The following is a 22,435-nucleotide window of genomic DNA, read 5'->3' on the forward strand; positions in this document are numbered from 1 at the left end:
CGCAAGGAGATTTAAAAAATGAATTCTATCGACATTGTTAAAGGTTCCGGCGTTCCTGTACGCGGCAACGACATCGACACAGACCGTATCATCCCGGCACGTTTCCTCAAGTGCGTGACTTTCGAAGGCCTCGGCGCAAACGCCTTTGCCGACGATATCGCTGGCCTCGCCGCTCAGGGCAAGGTCCACCCGTTCCGCGATCCGGCCTACAAGAACGGTTCCATCCTCGTTTCGAACCAGAACTTCGGTTGCGGTTCCAGCCGTGAACACGCTCCGCAGGCACTCAAGCGCTGGGGCATCCGCGCCATCATCGCCGAAAGCTACTCCGAAATCTTCTTCGGTAACTGTGTGGCCATTGGCGTGCCTTGCTACAAGGTAAGCCACGAAGTTGCAGACAAGATCCTCTCCTGGATTGAAGCACACCCGAGCGAAGAACTCGTCACCAGCACCGAAAGCCGTACGCTCAAGATGGGTGACGAAACCATCGAGCTCACGCTTGCCGACGGCCCCCGCGGCCAGTTCCTCGACGGCTCCTGGCACGCACGTTCCGCCCTCATGGCCAACGCCGACAAGGTGCAGGAACTTGCAAGCAAGCTGCCGTATATGCAGTTCCTTAAGTAATTGCAAGATGTCATGCCCGCCTCTGAGCGGGCACCCCCCTTTCAAAAACGTCCAGGTTAAAAGCCTGGGCGTTTTTTTCAAGCAAAAACCAAACATAAAAAAGATATATTTAAATAAGAAAATTAAAAAAGGAACATGTTATGCAATATTTTCTTGAATACATGAAAGAGATCTTTATCGGCAACACGCCTCTAATTTTACTCTGTTTTCTTCCATTATTACCTTATTTGGGAACATTCGCTATACTTTATATGATTGCGACGATGACTGCTACAGGAACTCGCTTTGCGAACTGGTTGATTCAAAAACTAGGACCATTCCAAAAAGTTGGTTTCGCTTTGCTTATCACATTCGTTTATTTTATTTTCAAAAATTTTCTATACTCACATATAGATAATTACACTGATGAAATAAAAATTTTTGATGATGAAAGCGATTTTTTTGCAACATGCTTTGGGTGCACCCTTCTATTTATAAATTCGCTATTGTTACTTTACGCCAAAAACATTTTCACAATACTCCAATGGAAAAAATGGATATTCATCCCTCTTTTTATTGTTGCTCAACTAATAACACTCTTCTTTGCCTCAGCATCTCTCAATTGGACAACCGATTTTAAATATGGAGACATCCAGACGACGCTTCTTGACGATAGATTAAGATCAATGGAAAAATACTATGACTACGAAATTATCATCAACAAAGAAGACATCCTTATTGCATTGAAAGGACCATCATTTATAAAACAGACATCTATAAACCTGCGTGTATACGGAGACTCAATTTGTCTTGTAGGACAAGAAATTCTACAAGATCTTTATTCAAGCAAGGAAACAACACCGTCAATACTAAACTCTAAGACCTGCAGATGGATTGTCGATGAAGCCCAAAACGAGGAAAGTGCAAAGAATTTGGCCCAAAGTATTCGATCTTACCATCAAGAATATTTCATCGGGTGGGAACCGACATCTGGCACATCTACTGAAATAATTCTTCTCGATTACAAGAAATTTAGGCAAAAAAAGTTATTCTTCACTTTTGCAGACGAGCGCATTCCCAAAGCCACGAAAATTTTAAATGCAGTTAATTTCTATCTCGATTATTGGGAAAAGTTTAAGCCACAAAATGTTGACAGCGAACAAACTGACAAGTAGAACCCTCAAAACATTAAAAAACGTCCAAGTTAAAAGCCTGGGCGTCTTTTTGCAAGACGAATAAAAAGGACAAAATAATAGTCATTTATTCAACATTTCCATTTTTCCAAGTCCAAGGCCCCGCAATTTCGCATAAATAAAGGTATATTTAGGCTGTTTTATAGGAATTCATTGAGAGACAAAACAAACAAAAAAAATATGGCATAAATACATATGTTATGGATAATTTTAATCTGCTTAATCATTGTCGGTGTTATTACCAATAATTATACACCATTAAAAGTTTTTGGTAAAATCGTGGCTTGGTTCTTTGGAATTGTATTGGCTTTATGCTTAATTTTATTATTGATAGCTGCTATTGCTACAAGAATTGAAGAAGCCGACAAAAAGAAAGAACAAGAAGCTTATTGGGAAAAGGTTAAGCAAACGCCGTTAATTCAATGGGCATGTGATTCTGATGGCTACCAATTATATTTAGCGGAACGTCCTGAATACGTTTATCAATGCACAACCGGAAAATTAATCGCCACTTTGTATTCAAACGGTTATACATGCAGACCATCATATAAGACAGTAAACCATTGGAAGTATTGTGAGCATACAAATCAAGCAAAGAACTCAAAATACAACCATTTATTGAAAAAATAGGTTTGGCCGAAGTTCTCATTTTATCGAGGCGCTTTACGAGCAAAGGGTTTTAGGGCGTCGCCCTAGGCGAACCCCATTCAAAAACGTTCAGGTTAAAAGCTTGAGCATTTTTTATAACTCATTTAACATTTTGTATATTACAAAATATTTAACGCACAACATTTCAAAAGCTTCTGATGAAAATATCACGAACACCTCTCCTACTTTTACTAACATTTCTTTTGTTCTCTTGCTCTTCAGAAAAGGAATCTCCTAAAGTCATGATTACCTCGCCCATTGACAACATTCTCGTAGAAAAGGCTAACCACAAAATGTATTTGCTCAAGGGCGATGTCGTTGTGAAGTCATACAGAATTTCATTGGGCAAGAATCCAGTTGGAGCGAAGGTCAAGTCCGGCGACAACAAGACTCCCGAAGGCAACTACACCATCGAAAGGCACAACCCCAAAAGCATTTTTCATTTATCGCTGAAGGTTTCGTACCCGAACGCAGAGCAAATCAAGGCCGCGAAAGATGGTAACTACGAGCCAGGCGGAGACATCATGATCCACGGCTATCCGAACAAGATTCCCGCATTTCTCTTTAAATTCTGGCATAAATGGAAAGATTGGACAGCCGGCTGCATCGCGGTCACAAACGACGAAATCGAAGAAATCTATGACGCCGTCAAAGACGGAACTCCGATAACAATTCTGCCTTAATATAAACTATATTGTTTTTTATGAAAAAGATTTTAATTACCCTATTCACAATTTGCATTGCACAAACTTTCGCCGCTAAAGCCACGCCCGAGCAATGGATCGCAAAAGCCAACGGAGTACTGAAAGAACAGCCTCGCATTTCTTCTAAGTATATTTACCCAGGCCTTGAACCGAGTAGCGTATTTGAGGCATCGGCAATACTGGACTCCGCAACCAAGGAATACCCTTACCGAATCGATATGTGGCTTGGGCAAGTTCAGTTATTCGGCGAAATAAACGAATGTGGTATGCAGTCTAAATTTTTTGACAAAATTAACACTTTGTTGAAAAAGAAAAAAGATAAATGCGAACTTGCCGGCGGGAAAAAAATCGACGACGCCGAAAAGTTGCTTGAAAAAGAATTTACCCTTGTCATACGGAAATACTTTGAACTAGAGTACGACTCCTGTTTCGAGATCATGTCCCGCCAGATGTACAAGTACCTCCCCAATAGCGTCGAAGCATTGAATTTCTTGAGCATCCACTATATGCTTCAGAAAAACGACAGCGCGCTAGCACTTCTTGAACGAGCCCACAAAATCGCCCCTACCGATTGCATTGTACTATCAAACCTTGCGCTATATTACAAACGAAAAGGCGATACGAAAAAAGAAGACGAATACAAGAAGAAACAAGATCTATTCTGCAAAGAAAAATAATTTCCATGAGTTTCATAAAAATTTCCTTAATTTTACTGGTGGCCGCAACAGCATTTTCCTGTAGCGACAAACAAGAATCAAGCAGCAACAACGTAGACACCAAAGCCATAGAAAAAATCCAAACTTTCTATACCAATTACATTTTCGGAGACGAGTTCGCGAACGATTCCGTCATTGCGAAGTATTGCACAAAGAATCTCGCCCAGGAGCTTTCAAAAGCTTACGACGCCGAGTTCAGCGATGGTGGTGGCTACGCGGTCTGGAAATTCCGCAGCGACGCGCAAGATGGCGAAGACATTCACGAAATCGAAAAAATCGAACCTCTCGGCAATGGCAAATACATCGTCCATTACAACGACATGGGCAACAAAGGAACACACTCCATCACCATCATCCAGCAAGACGGCGATATTTTCTTCGACAAACTTGATTAAAAGGCAACCCAATGGATATTAAAGTTCTCCGTGCAACAGAAGAATGGCAGCGCGCAGGCGCGTACAGCGTGCGCATCCAGGCAATGAATCGGGCGTACCACATTTCACTTCGAGATGAGTTTGACGAGCACGATTGCGACGGTACGAAGTTCATCGTTTTACTTGACGATGAATATCCTGTTGCGACGTGCAGATTCTACGAAATTGATGCAGAAACAGCAACAATCGGACGCGTGGTCGTGATGCCGGAATATCGCGGTCAAAAGCTTGGCGCCATGGCGGTCCGTGAAGCCGAAAAATGGATTGCCGAATGCGGTTACAAACAGATAATCATCGACAGCCGTTTGGAAGCCACGGGCTTTTACGAGAAGCTTGGGTACAAGCTCATCGGAGATCAGCCACACCGCTGTGGCATCTTTGACTGCACCCGCATGAAAAAAATTCTCTAGAACTTGATTGTCACATCGACTCGCGTGGCATCAGGATCTCGTGCTATACGAATTATGCCCCAAGTAGTGAAACCAACAAATCCAGCAAGTGACGCCCAGCCCACATGTTTCCAGTTATAGCCGCCCATAAAGAATGACACTGGTATTTCTGCAACCATCGATATAAGAGCCACATTTATCGCGCCATAAAGCCCCGTAAAAAAGCCCCAACCTACACCAATTTCGGTATCTTGATACATGTGAACTGATTTCACGTCATCAAGTTTATAGTTTAAATCTCTCTGTATTTGCAATTTTTTCAGAGGAGTCCAATAATCAAGATTTTGCTGATTCTTCTTCGATTTATCGCAAATATCTTCTGGAGCATTATTTTTCTTTTCGGATTTTTGCGTATACTCCCATAACGACACTTGTCTAGTTTTAGAAAATTGATTACGCTCAAGCGAAGTACAATATTCCTTCTTGAGATTTTCAACAACTTGTAATAACTCCCCTTCTCTGCAATTATCGGTCTGATTTCCAAAACAAGTTTTTTCATGATGCGTATTGATTTCGCTAGTCATGATGGGTTCGCCCCTTTCATCTAAAAATTCGATTTTGCAACGAGGAGAATCATCACGGTTAGACCAACACCAGTAAAAATTTAGGATTGTCTCTATAGGCGCATTTTCGGCTTGTTCTGCATCTAACAAAAAAGCACTCGTTCTAACAGAACGATTGAAATCAAGAAACGCATCCTGCGAAGATTGAAATTCGTACTGTTTAACCTCACGTTTTTCGTCATCACTAGCAAAAGAAAATGAAGCCGTTAAAAACAACAAGCAACAAATTAAATACCGCAAATTCACTTACCCATTCCTTAATTATTGATTTTTATTACCCACGATACTTTGTATTGTACCCGTGATTTTCACGAGGACGCAAGTCATTCGGATACATCACATCGGCATACACATCCTGCTGGAGCTTTTTCACGATGTTGTAGACTTCGATGTAATTGGAAATACTATCGATAGAAATACCCGCATTCGTAGAAGTCGTCCTTCCGTTCCGTGTTACAGGATTTGCCTGGGCTGACGTCGTAATAACATCCCCTACGCCAAACCATTGGTCAAAAATGCCGCGGTGCAAATCCACGTGCGAAAGTTCCGCAAACGGTTTTGAATTGTAGCGTTTGCTGAAAACTCCTCCAGACGCATATATAGCTTTGTCCGTAATGATATAGTTCGTATTCTGGTAACGCCTAAACGACAGGAGCGCACCGCCGAGGTAAATCCAGACCGGCATCAGGTGGAGCAACATAAACGGGACCAAGAAAAAGCCAATGTGTTCATCTTTGGACGAGAACGAAGCGCCAATAAATCCAAAGTCAATGATACCCCAAATCAGCGCAAACGGGAGCAGTGGATTAAAGATGCTTTCGAAGATGAAGCACTTTTTGTTGGGCTTCCCCGCATAAATGATTTTTTCGTCTTTACCAATTAACAGTTTAAGTTCGTTGTCCATAAAAATTGCTCCAAAATGACGAACCCTAATAAATTACAATTTTTTATTGGAATTTTGACAAATTACGTTTGTTTTTGTTTACAATTTTATCAAAAATTATGATATATTATAGAAACGGCTCCTTAAGGAGATGCATTCCCCATTCGCGGATCATGCTCACATAAGTGCTAAAGCACTAAGTGAGCAAAGAGATCACGTCGGGCATGACAACCAAAACGGAGAAAATCAATTTTTAGGGTATGGAGAATAAAATGGAAGAACAGAACATCCCTTCGGCAGAAGTACAAAAGCAAATGAGAAAGGTGGGGCTGAAAATTGCGTTTATCATGGCGCTTTTGATGAGCTTCGGACTTTCGCTCACCGGCCAGCTGATGGCAGAACACCCGCCTGAGATGCCGACAATCGCAATTGTCATCGGTTTCTTGAAATGTTTCGCCTTGAGCTTTGTCATTAGCTTTGCAATTGGCTTTTTCGTACCGATTCCCAAAGTGAACGCCGCCCTCGCCCGCAAGTTCCACCTGCAGCCACGCACGCCAAAGGCTCATTTCGTGGAATCGCTTGCTTCGAACTTGATTTACACGCCACTAATCACGACGGCCATGGTCTGCTTCGTGTACTTCACAATGATGCCCGAAGGCCACAAGCCGCCGTTCCTTGCGATGTTCATCTTTTCGCAGGTCGTTTGCCTTGTCGTAGCACAAGTGCTGATTATGGTGTTCGTGCCGATTATCATGAAGCTCGTGCTGCCGAAAATGCCACCGCGACCATAGCAAAAACGCACGGGATGACCCGTGCGATTTTTGTTGTTGAGAAATGGTTTTAGCCGAGGCGTTCGTTCACGACATCCCAGTTGACGATGCTCCACAACGACTTCAGGTAATCCGGACGGCGGTTACGGTAGTCTATGTAGTAGGCATGTTCCCACACATCGAACGTGAGGAGCGGCTTGAGATCCTTGGTAATCGGGTTCTGCGCATTACCTTCCTGCGTGATGACCAAACGGCCCTTATCAGTCACAGAAAGCCACACCCAGCCAGAACCAAAAAGTCCAGCCCCTTTCGCCTGAAATTCTTCTTGGAATTTTTCAAAAGATCCAAATTCGCTAGTAATCAACGTTGCGATTTCACCCGTCGGGACATTGCTCATCGTCGGAGCCTTGAACTGCAAAAAGTACATAGCATGGTTCAAAATCTGCCCTGCGTTATTGAACACGCCACCTTCGGACGTCTTTACGATTTCTTCAAGGGACTTGCCTTCGAAAGCGCTCCCCGGAAGTGCGGCATTGAGATTATTCACATAAGTCTGCAAGTGCTTGCCAAAATGGAACAGCATCGTTTCTTGGCTTAATGCAGGAGCCAAATCAGCCATCCCGTACGGAAGCACTGGCATTTCAAATTTTCCATTGACTGGTTCAAACATGAAGAACCCTCCTTTTTTGGATAGTTTTTATCATTGCTCTAAATAAATATATACTAACCTAGCGCACTATCGTATCAAAAAAGTAAGAAATGATTATTCCATATTATAGGAGAATGCTCTATTAAACAGGAGATGCCCGCTTACTTCGACTGCGCTCAGCACAGGCTCCGGCGGGCATGACAATATTAGCACTGGGGCCGGGATGACTGCATAAAAGGAAATGCCCGCCGATGGCGGGCATAACTCGAGGATGACTAAAGACGATTATTCTTCGTCGCCCTCGTCGGAACCTTCATCGCTAGCAGCTGCTGCGGCGGCATAGTTGCCGAGCAAGATGCTCACGTCCACGGACTGGAGGTCTGCAAGGCTCTTCACGCCCGTCTTCTTGTCTTCTTCGACCTTGCCGAAGTTAGCGACAATGACGTTTGCAGAACTGGCTTCAAAGCGGCGAGTCTTATTGGCGAGGCTCATGTTGCCCTTTGTTGCCGGGAAGAACTTGGCTTCGAGTCTAGCCATGTCCTGGGAGGTTCTAACAGTCTGGAGAGCTCCGCAAGCAATGGCCCAAGTGGACTTGTTCATTTCGATGCCGTTGTTCACCAAATCAAGCACCATGGAGTTACCCTTGAAGGACTTGTTTGTCGTGGCTTCGTAATGTTCCCTAGCCTGGTTGACATAGTTACCCTTCTGCATGAAGAGCATGGCGATAACGCCAAAAACGAGAACGGTAAGAGCAATGGAAATATTCTTTAAATTCATGACGTTCTCCCTTATTCAAAATGGTATTCAGCCGGCTTTTCAATCTTGAGGCTGTTTGCAAGGTTATACTGGACCAATGCGCTGTAATCAACGTTCTTGAGCTTGCCCTTGGCATAGCTGAACTTCACAACGCAATTCTTACCGCAAGCGACTTCCTTAGAACCCTTTTCGTTCTTGAGGAGAATCGTGCCTTCGGCAAGGCCAGCCTTCTGGAAAATGCCGTTCTGCACAGCGTCGTTAATACCTGCGCCCGTGTAAAGGTGAGAAATCTGCTTGAAGCGAGCTTCCTTGTCGGATTCGATAGCAGTAAGAGCGCTCTTGAATGCGGCTTCGCTCTTAGCACCGGAAAGCACCGTGTAAACAAGCTTCCAAGCCATGCTGTACTGGTCCACAGAACGCCACTGTTCCACGAGAACCTGAGTATTCTTTTCCAAATAAGCCGATTCCTGTTCGTTTGCAGTACGCTTTGCCTGTTCCTCATAGCCGCCCTTGAGCGTCATCAGGATAATGATGAGAGCGACGAGGATGACAACGTCAGCCACGACGAGGATCTTCATTTTCTTTTTATCCATAGTATTCCTTTAGAAAAAGTCGTTTCAGAAACAATCTAAACTTTAATTTAAAAAAATCAAGCAAATTTAAAGTAAAAATAGAGAACTTACGCGCCTATTTTTTATATTCTTCTCGTATGAGCGAAGATATTTCCCAATTACCCTCCCAGATTATCTACAATAACCTCAAGGAAATGATGCGTGCCAAGAATACCGCGCACGAATCCATTTTCAAGTTCCACTGGAAAAAGATGTGGCCGTTCAGCCTTATTTGGCCGCAGGTGGATTTTGTCCGTATTGTAAGGCTCATGGACGAACTGCGCAAGAACGTCGTTTCACAAAAAGCGCTCGTCAAGGAAGCTAAGAAAAAAGCCAAGCCGTACGAAGAAACGTTCCTCGGAACCATTCCGCCTTATCTAGAATGTCTTGACGTTTCTTGCAAGTGCCTCGCCGATGTCGCCCAGTGGAAGCAGGACATGCTCGAAAAGAAGCTTCACCACGATGTGAAGATGATACGCGACGTTTCGGAATACAACAACATTCTCAAGGCATACGAGAAGGCGCAAAACGACCTCGTCAAGGCAGGCGAATTTGTCAGACTGGGCTGGGTGGAAATGCTTAAGGGTTACGTAAACGAAGTCGAAGGCAAATAATGCCAGCTATAAGCGTCATCATCCCAATGTACAACACCGAGGCATACATCAATGACTGCCTCGACAGTCTCGTTGCACAGACTTTTACGGATTTTGAAGCTATCATTATCGACGACGGTTCGACCGACGAAAGCGCTCGAATTGCCGCCGGCTACGCCTCATCCGACGCCCGTTTCAGGCTTATTGGACAACCGAACAAAGGACCGTCTGAAGCCCGCAATACAGGACTCAAGATTATGCGAGGGGAATACGTTACGTTTATCGATAGCGATGACTGCGTAGCCCCGAACTTTCTGGAAACGTTATTTTTCATAGCGCAGTTGCATAAGGCCGATGTCGCCTGCTGTTCCATCAAGAATATCGATGAAGCGTACAAGTGCGACGGCACAACGCCCAACACATCTATTTCGGCAAGCCTAACGCCAGAAGAAGCGGCCAGAATTTCGCTTTACCAGGACTCATTGCCGGATTACTCCGCCTGGAATAAGCTATACAAGGCCGACTTGTGGAAAGGGAAGTTTTTCCCGGCAAATACGATTTACGAAGATCTCGCCGTCGTTCCAGAAATTTTGCTTGGAGCAAACAAAGTAGTAACGACAAAGTCACACCTCTACTTTTACCGCAAGCGCGCCGGAAGCGAACTCGCCACGCAGACCGGCAGCACAAAAATCATCCTTTTGCTAGACATTGCCGAAGACGTTTTCGAAAAGATGAAGCATATTTCGAAGCCGCTTTACAAAGCTGCCCGCAGTATGCTCGTGAGCGCAAGCTTCAGCATATTGATGCGCACTAGTGACGATGAAAAATTTGCAGAAAGCCGCAAAAGAGCGATTGCGCACATCCGTAAATATCGTTTTGGCACGTTCTTTGATTTGAGAATTCGCATGCGCAACCGCATGGCCATTTTGCTTTCGTACCTCCCCCGTTCAATCTTTTTGAAGATTCTTAAGAAAGGTCTTTCGTGATTCCCTTAACGTTCAAAGAAGTCGTTATCCGCATGGCGCGGCGCATCCTTGGAGAGGAGCGCGTACACGACCGTTTGATTGAACGAGGGATTAAGTTAAGGCATTTACAGGACGGGTACTCAAGAAATGGCGAGATTCTCGAAAGTTGCGACGGAGGCGAGAGTCGCCAGACGCTCATATTCATGGCTGACGGCAAGTGGATGCACGGCGGGCTCACGGACCGCTTGCGCGGAATGGCAAGTGCGTACAAGTTTGCTACCGAGCGCAATCTTGACTTCAAGATTTTCCACACTTCGCCGTTTTTGCTTCAAGAAATTTTGCAGCCGAATAAAGTCGACTGGATTATTGACGAACACGAAATAAGCCACAATTGCGAAATTGCCAAGCCCGTATTGCTTTACCGCGAGGATTTCAACAATGATTCTGCGCTAGAAAGGCAGCTGGATTCTAGGCACAAGCAGTTCCATCTTTATTCGTGCGTAGACACTGTCGGCGAAGAGTTCCCTAAATACTTTAACGAGCTTTTCAAGCCTTCCCCGCTGTTAGAAAATGAACTTACGCATTACAGCGAACTGCTAGGCGAAAGCTACACTGCTATTTCGTTCCGATTCCAGAACAAGCTCGGGGATTTTAAGGAATTCACGTTCAAGGAATTGTCAGAGAAGGGCAAGCGGAAACTGTTGAGTGCGGCGATAAATGTTTTGAAGAAGGAGATGCCCCATCAAGTGGGGCATGACAATTCAGATACAGCATTGTCATGCCCGCCAGTGAGCGGGCATCACCATCTCGTCAATGAAACAAGTAAAATACTTGTAACAGCGGATAGTCCGACGTTCCTTGCAGAAGCGGAGAAATTGCCAAACGTTGTTACGGTCAAGGGCAAAAGCCTCCACATCGACTTCAACAGTTCCAAGAACGCTACAGATTATCTGAAAGCGTTCACAGAATTTTTCTTGATTTCAAAGGCTTCCAAAGCAATCCTTTACCGCAATCGCAAATACAAGACGTATCCGTCAAACTTCCCAAAGTACGCGGCGATGCTTGGGCATGTGCCATACAAGATTGCGGAAGAATAACCAAGTCTCAAAAAATGATAGCCGGAGTTTATTCCGGCTTCACGAAACTAATACTTCAAAAGCTTTCGTGGAATAAAAAGTTTTGGAAGTCTAAGCCAAAACCGGGGCGAAAGCGAAATCACCTTCGGAATCAGGCGGAGCGCCTTGAGCTTGCTCTGGGCTGCAACGGCAGAAAACCAGTTCGCCTTCCAGCAACGGACCGCCTTTTTATACAACGGGTGCTTGCTGTAGTTTTCGGCTAAGATACGCAAAATTTCGCTAAAAATGCGGTCATTGTCCACATGCAGATTATCGCCATGTTCCCGGTAATAGCAACACACGAAATCCTTCGAGACCGGTTGCGGGCCATAGTGGTAAAGAATGCTCAGATAAAGCGGATAGTCTTCAAAATAATACCGCTTATCGTAGCCACCGATTGCGAGAATTTTTTCGCGCACAAACATTTCGGCACAGCCGTGCAAGGCTTTCTGCCCTAGGAAGGACTCTTCAAAAGAAATCCGAGGGACACTCCGCAAGTAGCGAACGTCCATTTCGGAGCCAATCTTATCACCTTCGTATAGCGGGACGATTTGCCCAAAACAGGATGCGGCTTCTGGGTGTGCATCCAAAAAATCGCTCTGTTTTTTAAGGCGATCCGGCGGCATGATGTCATCGGACGAAAACGAACAGACATAGCGCCCACGAGCTAGAGAAAGTGCTTCTATAAGCGTCGGTACAACGCCCTTGTTCGGCCGATGGATGTACGTGAATTTCAGTTCATCAGCCAAGCGCTTTAGAATTTCAGGGGTACGGTCCTTGCTTCCGTCGTCGATGACAATCAGTTCAAAATCGACACCGGACTGCAACATTACAGAACGCACAGCCGCTTCGACATACTGCTCATGGTTATAACTTGGCAAGATTACAGAAACTTTTGGAGTCATTTTTCACCCCACTTTAAGCGGCAGACGAGAACAAATGAAGCAACAAGCGTAAGGAAATTTTCTAGCGCATACGCCATCATCGGGCCATTGAACTCATAAAGTTTTACAAAGGCATAAGTCGATAGCGCCAAGACAAGTTCCGAACAAATTTCAAGCGTCAGGAATTTCTTTGTTTCACGGCGCACTATTAACACAAGCCCAAGCGCCCAGCCGCCCACGCGGAAAAAGTCACCAAGCAACTGAACCGGGAGATAATCGGCGGCCCCCGCATACGATGAAGAAAGCATCACTGCAACAAGGAGCGAACGGCCAAAGTAAAGAATCAATACAGCCACTAGCGCAAGCAACATCGTCTTAAGGAATATCGGGCGGAACATTCCCCAGAATTCCGATTTCGTCATTTTCGCAGAGACTCGAGGCAAGATGATAACGCCGAGGATGGCTGAGAAAAACGCCGTCAAGAAATCCGATATTTTCCAGATTCCCTGCCAAATGCCGGCGGCATCCCACCCTAGATTATCGCCAACAGTCTGTCGCATAAACGTGAGCACCACAGGCGACAAGAGCATAGGGACAATTCCCATCAACGCATACGAGAGCCACGGCGCACGGATGTCAAGCGCGCTCTTGCGGATTTCACGCAGGCTAAAGCCAGCACGTGACGCTATTTGCGCCGCAAAAATCCCTGCAACTACAGACTGCGTTGCCACAATCGAAAGTACGCTCAGGCGCCCCGAATAAAGGAAAAACGCGACCCACAACATTTGCCATAGCGAGGACACCATGTTGATGAGCGCCCAACGGCGGTAATGCCCAAGCCCGTTCATCACAGATGCAGTAATCGTAATGATGTTTGTCGCAAAGACGCCCGGCAAGGCAAAGATAATCGCCGCCTGCACAAGACGCGGGTGGATGCCCGGGAAAAACGATTCGAGCGGGACCGTAAAGCAGAGAACGAGTGCTACAGCAAACGTGAAAATACTAGCAAACGTGGTCAAGCGAAAACCGCCTCGCCACACGCCTTTCAGTTGTTCCAAATCATTTTTATTCTGAGCGCTAAGGCTGACCCAGCCATTCTGGAGCGCCAACGAAGACGTTGCCTGCCCCATCGTCATAAAGTTCATGAACTGGCCAACACATGCAAAAGCACTCGGCGGCAAGAACACCGCCAAAAGCTTGTTCACTACAAAAACGCGCAAGGCGTTGAGGAACGTCACCATTCCAGAACCCATAAACGCCTTCCAAAAATTCACAGGCTGAGGATTTGTCTTATTTTCCCTAGAACTCATTAATGGCTCCAATCACTTCGGAGACTTCATCATCGGTCATCACGGGACTCATGGGAATGCTGAGAATCATTTTCGCCATCGCTTCTGCAACCGGATACTCGCCGCTAAACTCGTGGACATAAGCCTCTTGCAAATGCGGCGGAATCGGGTAATGGATGAGCGTTTCAATTCCGCGGGCAGCCAAGAATTTTTGCATTTCGTTGCGAGATTCTTCATTCTTTAAGCGGATCACGAACACATGGTAAACATGTTCCGAAGGCGTTGCAGGAATCTCGGGCAAAAGGACTTTCGGATTCTTGATTTCGGCGCAATAACGAGAAGCGATTTCACGACGGCGTTCATTGGAAGCGTCCAAATGCGGAAGCTTCGCGAGCAAAAGCGCCGCTTGCATTTCGTCTAGGCGAGAGTTTACCCCCTTATACTTGTTCACGTACTTGCGCTCGGAGCCGTAATTGCCAAGAGCACGCACCATGTTCGCGACATCGGCATCGTTCGTAAGAACCATTCCCGCATCGCCAAGCGCCCCCAGATTCTTTGTCGGGTAAAAACTGAAAGCCGCTGCAGAACCAAACGTTCCCGCACCACGGCCATCACTCATTCGCGCGCCATGAGCTTGAGCACAGTCTTCAAAAAGCAACAAGTCATGTTCATTGGCAAACGCACAAATTTCATCCATGGCGCAGAGGCGCCCGTACAAATGAACGACCAAAATAGCACGAGTCCGAGCCCCGTAGGCATCCTTCAAGCGTTTAGGATTCATGTCATAGCTATTTTCGGCAGGTTCCACAAGTACCGGCTTGAGTCCAACAGCGCTAACGGCAAGGACAGTCGCGATATACGTATTCGCCGGCACCAAGATTTCATCGCCCTCGTGCAAGCGACCCAGTTCCATTGAGGCCCGCAGCATAAGCGAAAGGGCATCCAGGCCATTCCCGACACCTACGGCATACTTGACTCCGCAGTATTCCGCAAAAGCATTTTCAAAGCGTTCGCAATAATGCCCCCGAATATACCAGCCAGATTCCACGACGGAACACGCAGCATTTTTGAGATCATCCATGAAGGGAGCATTTAAGCTTTTGAGATCAAGAAAGGGAACTTTTGTCATAAACTCCAATATAAAAAAAATCGGCTCCGATAAACGGAACCGATTACTGAGCTACGAAGGGCTCGAACCTTCGACCCACGCCTTAAAAGGGCGTTGCTCTACCAACTGAGCTAGTAGCCCGAGCACGAGCAAATATATAAAAACATTTTTGTATTGTAAAGGTGTCGAAAACCCCAATAAACAAAAAAAATCACGCTTATGGGACGTTTAGTGCAAAATATTTGTTCGACTTTTTATAAATTTACATCATGGATTTCTTGAAAAAACTCTCAGCAATAGCGGTTATCGCAGTCGCATGTCCGGCATCAGATTTAGGCTACTTTTCAAAGCACGATGCAGGCCAAGAAGTTTTTTCGTTCCTTTCTACTTTTGATAGCCCGCGCAATGCGGCTCTCGAAAAATCCGCATCGGCACTCAACTCCACGGACCCGACCATTGTGCAGTTGAACCCAGGCGCCATCCTCATGACCGAAGGAAAAAAGCGCGTCGCCGAAGCCCATTGGCAGACAGGCGAATTCGCCGCAAACCAGGGAACTCTCTCATACACAACGCAGTATGAAAAGTTTATCTTCCAGGCCTCGTACAACTGGATTTCTTACGGGACCATTGTCGGTTACGATGAATACGGCGAGAAAAACGGAAGCGAATACAAGCCGTTCAGCCAGCTTGCTACAGCGACCGTAGCCTACCCGATGAAGCACATCCACGTTGGTGCAACTCTCAAGTTTGCCTCCGACAAGCTCACCGGCGATGCCACAGACCAGACTGCAATGGCGGTCGCTTTTGACTGGGGCCTGACCTGGCAATCTTCAAGCAACAACTACGGTTTTTCGTTTGTTGCAAGAGATTTTGGCGCCATGATCCGTGGCTATGTCAAGGAAGACGCAGACGACTCCTACCCCTTGTCGCAGACGTTTGCCATTGGCGGATTTTTCAGGCCTAGCCGTGTACCACGCTTAACCTTGTTTGCCGAAACAGACTTTCCGCGCTATGCAGAACCGGACCTGAACCTCGGTGCAGAATACGCTCTCGGCGAATTTTTCCGCATCCGCGCAGGCTTCACGCGCACCTGGCTCGACATCTCCCGCGATATCAAGGAACTGGCATCTTCGTCTAGCAGACCGGACGAGACAAACGAAGCACGAGTGCTCAGCCTTGGCCTTGGATACTCATCCGATTTGTTCGCCTTTGACTACGCCATCTCTTACCTTGCAGAAGACTTGGGCTTTGAGCACAGACTCGGCCTCCGCGTTGAATTTTAAAAGTTTTTGAGACAAACGATGCGACAGTTTGACGTTTTTGTTTTTGACGAAAACTACGACGAAGCACAAGGCAAGCTCCCCCAACCGCCATTCACGGACCCTGAACTTGGCTGGTTTTACACCAACGACTGGAACAGGCATCTCGACGAAATTGAAGGCGAATGGGTTGTTTTTGCGCACCCGAGCATCAAGATCGATCGCAACTTTTTGAACAACGTTGCCGAAGTCACAGACGGATTCCCGATGGTCGATGCCTTTGCCCCACGCATCCGTACAGACAAAGGAAATTTTTTAGGTGGATATTTGCTAAAACCCGCATCTAAGGGTTCTGGCTTTGTCGAAATTGACGAGAACGCACCGCTGCGCTATGTAGCCGCACCGCACCCTTATTTGGGAATTTTCTCGAGGCGCATCATCCAACGTACCGGCGGGTTCGACACGACACTCCCGGAGAGCGCAAGGCTTGCAGACTTTACGCTCCGCATGATGCACGCCGGCGGCAAGATGTTCTCCGTGCCGTATCTCGTGGCTCAAGCAACAGGCGACGAAGCTGAGGCAGTCACAGGAAACGATTGCAAAGAAAATGCGCACAATCTCGCAGGAATGCGCGCGGGAATGCGCGACCTCAAGTCAATCGCTATTATCTTGTCTAAAGCATTCGGTGCTGAAGCATCCGTGCCATTTGCACTCCACCATCCAAGCGTCATTCCGACGCTACTCCGCAATCACAAACAGCGCAAAGAAAAGCGCAAAGCGGCAACACTCCTTTCCAAGCTCAAAGCAGACTTTCTAAAAGAAGTGATTAGCCATTAACGAGAGGGCGATGTCCGATCGGAGTCGGGCATGACAAACAAAAACAATCGTATACTGCGCCTCCGGCGCATAAAAAAAGAACCCCGCCGAGTGGCGAGGTCCAAAAGCTTTTTTAGCGGAGGTGTGGGAATCAATTTGCTTAGAGCGTTACGCCCACACCACTAACACTAGTTAAACTTTAATTAGCCCTTGTAGTTGGTGATAACGCGAGCCATTTCGCAAACCTTGTTGCTGTAGCCCCATTCGTTATCGTACCAAGAGCAAACCTTCACGAAGGTCGGGTCGAGCTGGATGCCGGCCTTAGCGTCGAAGATAGAAGTGCAGGAGTTGTTGCGGAAGTCGGTAGAAACAACAGCGTCTTCGGTGTAACCGAGGATGCCCTTGAGTTCGCCTTCAGAAGCTTCCTTCATAGCAGCGCAGATTGCTGCGTATGCTGCGTCCTTGTCAGCAGCCGGAGCGTTCTTGAGTTCAGCAGTGAGGTCAACGAAGGAAACGTCGGAAGTCGGCACGCGGAGAGACATACCAGTGAGCTTGCCGTTGAGTTCCGGAAGAACCTTACCCACAGCCTTAGCAGCACCCGTAGAAGACGGGATGATGTTTTCGAGGATGCCACGGCCACCGCGCCAGTCCTTCTTGGACGGGCCGTCAACGGTCTTCTGAGTAGCAGTTGCAGCGTGAACGGTGGTCATGAGGCCACGGACGATGCCGAACTTTTCGTTGAGGACCTTGGAGATCGGAGCGAGGCAGTTGGTGGTGCAGGAAGCGTTGGAGATGATCTTCTGACCAGCATAGGTCTTGTCGTTCACGCCGTACACGAACATCGGAGTGGAGTCCTTAGACGGAGCAGACATGATGACCTTCTTAGCACCAGCCTTGAGGTGGGCTTCAGCAAGTTCTGCAGTGAGGAAGAAACCAGTGGATTCAACAACGACGTCTACATCGAGAGCGCCCCAAGTGATGTTGGTCGGATCCTTTTCAGCGAAGATCTGGATCTTGTTGCCGTCGACAATGAGGAAGTTGCCTTCGACCTTGATGTCGTGGTTGAACTGACCGTGGACGGAGTCATACTTGAGCATGTATGCGAGGTAGTCAGCGTCGAGAAGGTCGTTGATACCGACAACAGTGATGTCCTTGGAGAAGTTTTCCACAGCAGCGCGGAAGACCATACGGCCGATACGACCGAAACCATTAATACCGAGTTTGAGAGCCATTATTGGATCCTTTTTTTATTGTTGAAATTGCTACCCACCTACACGGTGGAGCTTTGCTGGCTGGAAAGATACAAAAAATCGAGATGTTTGTGTAGTAATAATCTCAAAAAAAGAGAGTAAAACGACCAAAGACCGCCAAGTGAGGTCTTACCGCATCTACCACCACTATTTTTCCAGGACTTCGAGGACGAGCTTTTCGAGCATTTCGAAACTCGGGGCCCCGCTCCAGACGCGCTTGATGTAGCCATTCGAGTCTAGGAGCATGAGCGTCGGGACCGCATGAATCCCGTAACGGCGCCAGAGTCCCTGGTCGGCATCGCGGTAAAGCGGATACGGAGACGCATGTTGCTTCTTGTAGAAAGCGAGGAGCGGCTTGGTCTGTTCAGAGGAGATTCCAATGACCTCTAGCCCCTGGCTAGAATACTTGTTGTAGATTTTTTCGAGCACGGGGAGCGTCTGGCGGCAAGGTCCGCACCAGGTCGCCCAGAAGTCGAGAAGTGTAGCCTTCGGAGCATCCTTTCTCTTTTCGCCGTTCTTGTAGAAGTTCTTGCCGAATTCAGCCATCTTGCTTCCAATGGCAGAACCAGTGAGGCTAGAAATATCGTCCGGGCGTTCCGTCAGCGTCACCGTCAGCGGGATGCGCTTGCCATCGCGGAAAATATCGATGGAAACCTTAGAGCCCACCTTTGCCGATTTCAGGACATTCTGGATTTGAGCCACATTGACCAAGTCCTTGCCATCAAAGCCCACAACCAGGTCTCCCGAGACTATCCCCGCCGAGAGGCACCCCGATTCCGGATGCACCCCAGAGACACGGAGCGCTAAGTGATTTTGATAGAGATTCTTCTTATAAATAAGTCCAAGCCACGGCCCTGCAAACGCCGAAACCGAGAAAAGGGCAAGAACGCAAATGGCACGAACAATTCTAGACATTTAATCCATCCTATATATAATTGCTATTTAAAACAGGTAAAAACCGATATTCAAAGCGGCCGAAAAATGAGCTTCGCGACTGAACAAGTCATCGCTCTTGTCCAAGAGCGCCTTGCCCATGATGTAGCTTGCATCCAGTTCTATACGGCATAAAAAGCTCGTGTTCTTGAAGAACGTGATATCGCGGCCGTAACCAAGTGTTGCTCGTGGCTGGAAATAGTTTTTGCCGTAGCGGTCGAAGGAAATCATCGAAAAGCCGAGGCGAACAAAGTCATCTTCACGCGTGCCACGGAAAAAGAACCGCCAATCCGAGCCAACTTCAAAGTAGTCGTTCGAAAAGAGGAGCGCCATAAAAAGGTCTGCCGAATGGTGGTTATGGAAGCGGTATTCGCTGCTCAGCAAAATTCCCGGATGCACAGAGCTCAAATAATAGACAAGTTGCAGCTCGCCACCAAACGAGAACGCCGAAAGCGAATCTGACGCCGGAGCGTCTTCGTAGGGTTGCTCGATAAAGTATCCAGCGAAAGACTGGACACAACTGAGCAAAAGCGCCACGAGGAATATTTTAACGCACCGGGCCATCAGCTTTCTTTAGCCCTTCGGATTCTTGGCGTCGTAATCGGCGAGAGTCTTGAAGCCGTCTTTCGAAAGAGCCTCTTCAAGTTCCTTGCGCATCGCATGGGCAGCCATCCAGCGGAAAGCCACTACAGAATAGCACTGCACAGCATCGACACCGAGCTTGATGAGGTCGTAAATCTTGTAACCGTGGTCAATGCCACCGCAGGCGATCACGCTCATCTGCGGGTAATGTTCACGAATAAACTTGACATTGCGCACCGTATTTTCGTAAAGAGGGCGGCCAGACATGCCACCGCGATCGCCATCGGCACGGAGCGGAGTCAAATCGTCGTACTTCACATGAACCGGGAGGTCCGTAACTTTCTTTGTCGGGTACGTGTTGCCCATGACAACGCCGTTCACGCCCACCTTCACCAACATATCCATGATGGTCGCCGTGTGATTTTCGGGCATATCCGGGCTGAGTTTTGCATAAATGGCCTTGCGGACCGGCTGTTTATTGCGATAATCCGTGATAGCGGTAAAGATTTTGTTGACAAGCGTCATGTCCAAATCGAGGCGATTCTCCCCCGTATTCGGGCAGCTCAGGTTGATTTCGACGTAGTCCGCCACGCGGTAAGCGATGGAGAAACTTTCAACGATGTCCTGAAGCTTTTCGTTTTCGTCCGAGAGACCCGGCGTTTCGGCAACAGAGATGCCCACGCACATTTGAACCCTGTGAGCTGCGGTAATTTGGGTATCCACGCGACGGGTCACTGCGTCGACGCCATCGTTGTTGAGACCCATGCTATTATGAATTGCACGGTCATTCTCGATAAAACCGATACGCGGTCTGTGCGTATTTCCTTCACGGACATGACGGGTTGCAGTCCCGACAGAGATGCCACCAAAGCCCATGTTGGCAAAATCGCAAATGCGTTTTGCCGTCTTGTTTGCACCAGCCGCGAGCATAATCGGGCAACCGAAATGGAGCGGATTCGAGCCATCCGCAAATGTCACCACGCGATTCAAAGTCTTGCTCAAGTCCGGGCGACCACCCATAAACGGGATAACCGGGGCAAAGCGGGCCACATGCTTCAGGGAATCATGGCGAAATTCCGGATTATTGTGGAAAATACGGCGAATAAGTGCCAAAATGCGGTCACTCACGCGCATATAGTATTCGTGGTTGATGCAATTATTGTTCATGAGTAGTAAAATAGAAAAATCTGATACCAAAGACAGCCTAGCTAGACTTATAGAACCAACAAACCACCTATTGCCATGATACGAAAAATTTTATAATTCTTACTAGACAAGAGAGTAAATTATGCAAAATCAAATCAAGAAAGATATTCACGAAAACATGCCGCGCTATATCGACATGCTTTCGAGCCTGGTAGCCATTCCGTCCATCAGTTTTGACAATTTCGATCAAAAGTACGTTTTGGATAGCGCGAACGCCGTCAAGGCGATGTTTGAAAAAGCGGGACTCACGAACATCCAGTTTTTGATGCCGCCAAGCGGGCGTCCGAGCGTTTATGCCGAAAGCCTCACCAGCCCAGACAAGCCGACCATCCTTTTGTACGCTCATCACGACGTGCAGCCACCGATGCGAGAAGCTTTGTGGGACACGCCGCCGTTTACCGCTACACAGAAAGGCGACCGTCTCTTTGGACGCGGCACCGCTGACGACAAGGCCGGCATCATCACGCATCTCGCAGCCCTTGAACAGGTTCGCCGCGAGCTCAAGGGCAACGGTCCGAACCTCAAGTTTATCATTGAAGGTGAAGAAGAATCCGGAAGCGCAGGCTTCGAGAAGATTCTCACAGAACATGCGGAACTATTGAAGAGCGACGCCGTCATTATCGCAGACCTCGGAAACTTCGCGAAGGGAACGCCCTCCATCACAACGACGCTCCGCGGCATGAGCGCCATCAACGTGACGCTCCGCGCGACAAAGGCTCCGCTCCATTCCGGCTCTTGGTCCGGCCCGATTCCCGACCCCGCCCAGGCTCTTTGCCGCATGATTGCAAGCCTCACCGACAAGGACGGCAAGATTCTCATCCCGCATTACGAAGACGACATTATCCCGCCGACAAAGGAAGAGCTCGAATCATACAAGTCGCTCGGCATGACCGAAGAAATTTTCCGCAACGACGGCGGTGTTCTTGAACAAGTAAAGTTGAACGTGCCCGAAGACGAAATTCTGCTTTCACTGTGGCGCCGCCCGAGCATCATCGTGAGCACGATTGAATCCGGCTCCCGCGTGAACGCCGGTAACGTATTGCAAGACAGCGCCTATGCCCGAATCGGCATCCGCCTTGCACCCGGCATGGACGCCGTGAAATGCACCGACATGCTCGCCGACTTCCTCAAGGCACAAGTTCCGAACCACATGGAAATCACCATCGACAAGGAAGACGGTGCCAATCCGTTCACGACCGACACGAATCACCCGTTCTTCAAAAAGATGAGTGAAGCCATGGCGGACGCTTACGCCTCCCCCACCAAGTTCATTGGCTGCGGAGCAAGCATCCCGGGCGCAGAACTTTTCCGCAACACGCTCGGAAACATCCCGATTTTGCTCACGGGCCTCGAAGACCCGGAATGCAACGCCCATGGCGAAAACGAAAGCCTTTACCTGCCCGATTTCGAAAGCGGAATCGTTGCAGAAGCGCTTTTCTTTGCATCCATTTCGTAAGGA

At 47.6% G+C, this 22,435-nt stretch carries 26 protein-coding genes and 1 tRNA gene; 14 read left to right on the forward strand and 13 right to left on the reverse strand.

Annotated features, from left to right (window positions below):
* Nucleotides 1–18 precede the first annotated feature (18 nt).
* From B7982_RS02705 to B7982_RS02735, 7 genes are all read left to right on the forward strand, one after another.
* On the forward strand, nt 19–621 hold the full coding sequence (locus B7982_RS02705) for a 3-isopropylmalate dehydratase small subunit 2 (RefSeq protein ID WP_088659429.1): 603 nt from the start codon (nt 19–21) through the stop codon (nt 619–621).
* A gap of 140 nt (nt 622–761) precedes the next feature.
* The gene (locus B7982_RS02710) at nt 762–1,775 is read left to right on the forward strand and encodes a hypothetical protein (RefSeq protein WP_088659430.1); all 1,014 of its coding nucleotides are present in this window, start codon (nt 762–764) and stop codon (nt 1,773–1,775) included.
* 213 nt (nt 1,776–1,988) lie between these two features.
* Nucleotides 1,989–2,423 carry a hypothetical protein gene (locus tag B7982_RS02715; RefSeq protein WP_088659431.1) on the forward strand — a complete coding sequence of 145 codons (435 nt, stop codon included), beginning with the start codon at nt 1,989–1,991 and terminating at the stop codon, nt 2,421–2,423.
* 260 nt (nt 2,424–2,683) lie between these two features.
* Complete coding sequence (locus B7982_RS02720) at nt 2,684–3,124, forward strand: murein L,D-transpeptidase family protein (protein WP_233138329.1); 441 nt, start codon at nt 2,684–2,686, stop codon at nt 3,122–3,124.
* 20 nt (nt 3,125–3,144) lie between these two features.
* Complete coding sequence (locus tag B7982_RS02725; RefSeq protein ID WP_088659433.1) at nt 3,145–3,822, forward strand: tetratricopeptide repeat protein; 678 nt, start codon at nt 3,145–3,147, stop codon at nt 3,820–3,822.
* 38 nt (nt 3,823–3,860) lie between these two features.
* The gene (locus B7982_RS02730; RefSeq protein WP_233138330.1) at nt 3,861–4,256 is read left to right on the forward strand and encodes a hypothetical protein; all 396 of its coding nucleotides are present in this window, start codon (nt 3,861–3,863) and stop codon (nt 4,254–4,256) included.
* A gap of 11 nt (nt 4,257–4,267) precedes the next feature.
* Nucleotides 4,268–4,705 carry a GNAT family N-acetyltransferase gene (locus B7982_RS02735; protein ID WP_088659435.1) on the forward strand — a complete coding sequence of 146 codons (438 nt, stop codon included), beginning with the start codon at nt 4,268–4,270 and terminating at the stop codon, nt 4,703–4,705.
* Here B7982_RS02735 and B7982_RS02740 read toward each other — a convergent pair.
* Together B7982_RS02740 and B7982_RS02745 are read right to left on the reverse strand one after the other, a co-directional pair.
* A complete protein-coding gene (locus B7982_RS02740; protein WP_088659436.1) occupies nt 4,702–5,553 on the reverse strand; it encodes a hypothetical protein in 852 nt (283 codons plus the stop codon). The genes B7982_RS02735 and B7982_RS02740 overlap by 4 nt on opposite strands.
* Before the next feature lie 28 nt (nt 5,554–5,581).
* Complete coding sequence (locus tag B7982_RS02745; protein ID WP_088659437.1) at nt 5,582–6,211, reverse strand: PH domain-containing protein; 630 nt, start codon at nt 6,209–6,211, stop codon at nt 5,582–5,584.
* Between the two features lie 251 nt (nt 6,212–6,462).
* Here B7982_RS02745 and B7982_RS02750 point away from each other — a divergent pair, with 251 nt between their 5' ends.
* Nucleotides 6,463–6,981, forward strand: a complete 519-nt coding sequence (locus B7982_RS02750) for a hypothetical protein (RefSeq protein ID WP_088659438.1) — start codon at nt 6,463–6,465, stop codon at nt 6,979–6,981.
* 49 nt (nt 6,982–7,030) lie between these two features.
* Here B7982_RS02750 and B7982_RS02755 read toward each other — a convergent pair whose 3' ends face one another.
* From B7982_RS02755 to B7982_RS02765, 3 genes are all read right to left on the reverse strand, one after another.
* Nucleotides 7,031–7,630 (reverse strand): superoxide dismutase, encoded by a 600-nt coding sequence (locus tag B7982_RS02755; protein WP_088659439.1) that lies wholly within the window; start codon nt 7,628–7,630, stop codon nt 7,031–7,033.
* 264 nt (nt 7,631–7,894) lie between these two features.
* Nucleotides 7,895–8,386, reverse strand: a complete 492-nt coding sequence (locus tag B7982_RS02760; protein WP_012819925.1) for a hypothetical protein — start codon at nt 8,384–8,386, stop codon at nt 7,895–7,897.
* Between the two features lie 11 nt (nt 8,387–8,397).
* Nucleotides 8,398–8,958, reverse strand: a complete 561-nt coding sequence (locus B7982_RS02765) for a hypothetical protein (RefSeq protein WP_088659440.1) — start codon at nt 8,956–8,958, stop codon at nt 8,398–8,400.
* 116 nt (nt 8,959–9,074) lie between these two features.
* On the opposite strand from B7982_RS02765, the gene B7982_RS02770 reads away from it, so the two are divergent.
* From B7982_RS02770 to B7982_RS02780, 3 genes are read left to right on the forward strand one after another with little or no spacing between them, the layout of a single operon-like run.
* Complete coding sequence (locus B7982_RS02770; protein WP_088659441.1) at nt 9,075–9,590, forward strand: hypothetical protein; 516 nt, start codon at nt 9,075–9,077, stop codon at nt 9,588–9,590.
* Entirely contained in the window at nt 9,590–10,555 is a 966-nt protein-coding gene (locus B7982_RS02775; protein WP_088659442.1) for a glycosyltransferase, read from the forward strand. Before B7982_RS02770 ends, B7982_RS02775 begins: the two co-directional genes overlap by 1 nt.
* A complete protein-coding gene (locus tag B7982_RS02780; RefSeq protein WP_088659443.1) occupies nt 10,552–11,631 on the forward strand; it encodes a hypothetical protein in 1,080 nt (359 codons plus the stop codon). The genes B7982_RS02775 and B7982_RS02780 overlap by 4 nt, the downstream gene beginning before the upstream one ends.
* Before the next feature lie 47 nt (nt 11,632–11,678).
* Here B7982_RS02780 and B7982_RS02785 read toward each other — a convergent pair whose 3' ends face one another.
* The 4 genes from B7982_RS02785 to B7982_RS02800 all read right to left on the reverse strand — a co-directional run bounded on the left by B7982_RS02785 (nt 11,679) and on the right by B7982_RS02800 (nt 15,071).
* On the reverse strand, nt 11,679–12,554 hold the full coding sequence (locus B7982_RS02785) for a glycosyltransferase family 2 protein (protein ID WP_088659444.1): 876 nt from the start codon (nt 12,552–12,554) through the stop codon (nt 11,679–11,681).
* Entirely contained in the window at nt 12,551–13,843 is a 1,293-nt protein-coding gene (locus tag B7982_RS02790) for an O-antigen translocase (RefSeq protein ID WP_088659445.1), read from the reverse strand. Before B7982_RS02790 ends, B7982_RS02785 begins: the two co-directional genes overlap by 4 nt.
* Nucleotides 13,833–14,951 carry a DegT/DnrJ/EryC1/StrS aminotransferase family protein gene (locus B7982_RS02795; RefSeq protein ID WP_088659446.1) on the reverse strand — a complete coding sequence of 373 codons (1,119 nt, stop codon included), beginning with the start codon at nt 14,949–14,951 and terminating at the stop codon, nt 13,833–13,835. The genes B7982_RS02790 and B7982_RS02795 overlap by 11 nt, the downstream gene beginning before the upstream one ends.
* 47 nt (nt 14,952–14,998) lie before the next feature.
* Nucleotides 14,999–15,071 (reverse strand) — tRNA-Lys (locus tag B7982_RS02800).
* A 128-nt stretch (nt 15,072–15,199) separates the two neighbouring features.
* Here B7982_RS02800 and B7982_RS02805 point away from each other — a divergent pair.
* Nucleotides 15,200–16,213 (forward strand): hypothetical protein, encoded by a 1,014-nt coding sequence (locus B7982_RS02805; protein ID WP_088659447.1) that lies wholly within the window; start codon nt 15,200–15,202, stop codon nt 16,211–16,213.
* An 18-nt stretch (nt 16,214–16,231) separates the two neighbouring features.
* Nucleotides 16,232–17,026 carry a hypothetical protein gene (locus B7982_RS02810; RefSeq protein WP_088659448.1) on the forward strand — a complete coding sequence of 265 codons (795 nt, stop codon included), beginning with the start codon at nt 16,232–16,234 and terminating at the stop codon, nt 17,024–17,026.
* 182 nt (nt 17,027–17,208) lie between these two features.
* Here the strand turns inward: B7982_RS02810 and gap are convergent, their stop codons facing one another.
* The 4 genes from gap to B7982_RS02830 form a co-directional block, all read right to left on the reverse strand.
* A complete protein-coding gene (gap, locus tag B7982_RS02815) occupies nt 17,209–18,237 on the reverse strand; it encodes a type I glyceraldehyde-3-phosphate dehydrogenase (RefSeq protein ID WP_012819946.1) in 1,029 nt (342 codons plus the stop codon).
* Nucleotides 18,238–18,402: 165 nt separating this feature from the next.
* Nucleotides 18,403–19,170, reverse strand: a complete 768-nt coding sequence (locus B7982_RS02820) for a thioredoxin-like domain-containing protein (protein ID WP_088659449.1) — start codon at nt 19,168–19,170, stop codon at nt 18,403–18,405.
* A gap of 27 nt (nt 19,171–19,197) precedes the next feature.
* Complete coding sequence (locus B7982_RS02825; RefSeq protein WP_088659450.1) at nt 19,198–19,752, reverse strand: hypothetical protein; 555 nt, start codon at nt 19,750–19,752, stop codon at nt 19,198–19,200.
* A 9-nt stretch (nt 19,753–19,761) separates the two neighbouring features.
* On the reverse strand, nt 19,762–20,937 hold the full coding sequence (locus tag B7982_RS02830; protein WP_088659451.1) for a dihydroorotate oxidase: 1,176 nt from the start codon (nt 20,935–20,937) through the stop codon (nt 19,762–19,764).
* Between the two features lie 121 nt (nt 20,938–21,058).
* Here B7982_RS02830 and B7982_RS02835 point away from each other — a divergent pair, with 121 nt between their 5' ends.
* The gene (locus B7982_RS02835; protein ID WP_088659452.1) at nt 21,059–22,432 is read left to right on the forward strand and encodes a M20/M25/M40 family metallo-hydrolase; all 1,374 of its coding nucleotides are present in this window, start codon (nt 21,059–21,061) and stop codon (nt 22,430–22,432) included.
* Nucleotides 22,433–22,435 lie beyond the last annotated feature (3 nt).

The sequence above is a fragment of the Fibrobacter sp. UWB2 genome (assembly GCF_002210425.1).
Taxonomy (GTDB): Bacteria; Fibrobacterota; Fibrobacteria; order Fibrobacterales; family Fibrobacteraceae; genus Fibrobacter; species Fibrobacter elongatus.

Bases quoted from the DNA above. Each gene is read 5' to 3' on its own strand.
- B7982_RS02755 (WP_088659439.1), bottom strand. From the start codon at position 7,630: ATGTTTGAACCAGTCAATGGAAAATTTGAAATGCCAGTGCTTCCGTAC.
- B7982_RS02725 (WP_088659433.1), top strand. From the start codon at position 3,145: ATGAAAAAGATTTTAATTACCCTATTCACAATTTGCATTGCACAAACT.
- B7982_RS02735 (WP_088659435.1), top strand. From the start codon at position 4,268: ATGGATATTAAAGTTCTCCGTGCAACAGAAGAATGGCAGCGCGCAGGC.
- B7982_RS02710 (WP_088659430.1), top strand. From the start codon at position 762: ATGCAATATTTTCTTGAATACATGAAAGAGATCTTTATCGGCAACACG.
- B7982_RS02745 (WP_088659437.1), bottom strand. From the start codon at position 6,211: ATGGACAACGAACTTAAACTGTTAATTGGTAAAGACGAAAAAATCATT.
- B7982_RS02795 (WP_088659446.1), bottom strand. From the start codon at position 14,951: ATGACAAAAGTTCCCTTTCTTGATCTCAAAAGCTTAAATGCTCCCTTC.
- B7982_RS02785 (WP_088659444.1), bottom strand. From the start codon at position 12,554: ATGACTCCAAAAGTTTCTGTAATCTTGCCAAGTTATAACCATGAGCAG.
- B7982_RS02830 (WP_088659451.1), bottom strand. From the start codon at position 20,937: ATGAACAATAATTGCATCAACCACGAATACTATATGCGCGTGAGTGAC.
- B7982_RS02750 (WP_088659438.1), top strand. From the start codon at position 6,463: ATGGAAGAACAGAACATCCCTTCGGCAGAAGTACAAAAGCAAATGAGA.
- B7982_RS02705 (WP_088659429.1), top strand. From the start codon at position 19: ATGAATTCTATCGACATTGTTAAAGGTTCCGGCGTTCCTGTACGCGGC.
- B7982_RS02820 (WP_088659449.1), bottom strand. From the start codon at position 19,170: ATGTCTAGAATTGTTCGTGCCATTTGCGTTCTTGCCCTTTTCTCGGTT.
- B7982_RS02760 (WP_012819925.1), bottom strand. From the start codon at position 8,386: ATGAATTTAAAGAATATTTCCATTGCTCTTACCGTTCTCGTTTTTGGC.
- B7982_RS02775 (WP_088659442.1), top strand. From the start codon at position 9,590: ATGCCAGCTATAAGCGTCATCATCCCAATGTACAACACCGAGGCATAC.
- B7982_RS02835 (WP_088659452.1), top strand. From the start codon at position 21,059: ATGCAAAATCAAATCAAGAAAGATATTCACGAAAACATGCCGCGCTAT.
- B7982_RS02715 (WP_088659431.1), top strand. From the start codon at position 1,989: ATGTTATGGATAATTTTAATCTGCTTAATCATTGTCGGTGTTATTACC.
- B7982_RS02765 (WP_088659440.1), bottom strand. From the start codon at position 8,958: ATGGATAAAAAGAAAATGAAGATCCTCGTCGTGGCTGACGTTGTCATC.
- B7982_RS02790 (WP_088659445.1), bottom strand. From the start codon at position 13,843: ATGAGTTCTAGGGAAAATAAGACAAATCCTCAGCCTGTGAATTTTTGG.
- B7982_RS02770 (WP_088659441.1), top strand. From the start codon at position 9,075: ATGAGCGAAGATATTTCCCAATTACCCTCCCAGATTATCTACAATAAC.
- B7982_RS02805 (WP_088659447.1), top strand. From the start codon at position 15,200: ATGGATTTCTTGAAAAAACTCTCAGCAATAGCGGTTATCGCAGTCGCA.
- B7982_RS02825 (WP_088659450.1), bottom strand. From the start codon at position 19,752: ATGGCCCGGTGCGTTAAAATATTCCTCGTGGCGCTTTTGCTCAGTTGT.
- gap (WP_012819946.1), bottom strand. From the start codon at position 18,237: ATGGCTCTCAAACTCGGTATTAATGGTTTCGGTCGTATCGGCCGTATG.
- B7982_RS02720 (WP_233138329.1), top strand. From the start codon at position 2,684: ATGATTACCTCGCCCATTGACAACATTCTCGTAGAAAAGGCTAACCAC.
- B7982_RS02810 (WP_088659448.1), top strand. From the start codon at position 16,232: ATGCGACAGTTTGACGTTTTTGTTTTTGACGAAAACTACGACGAAGCA.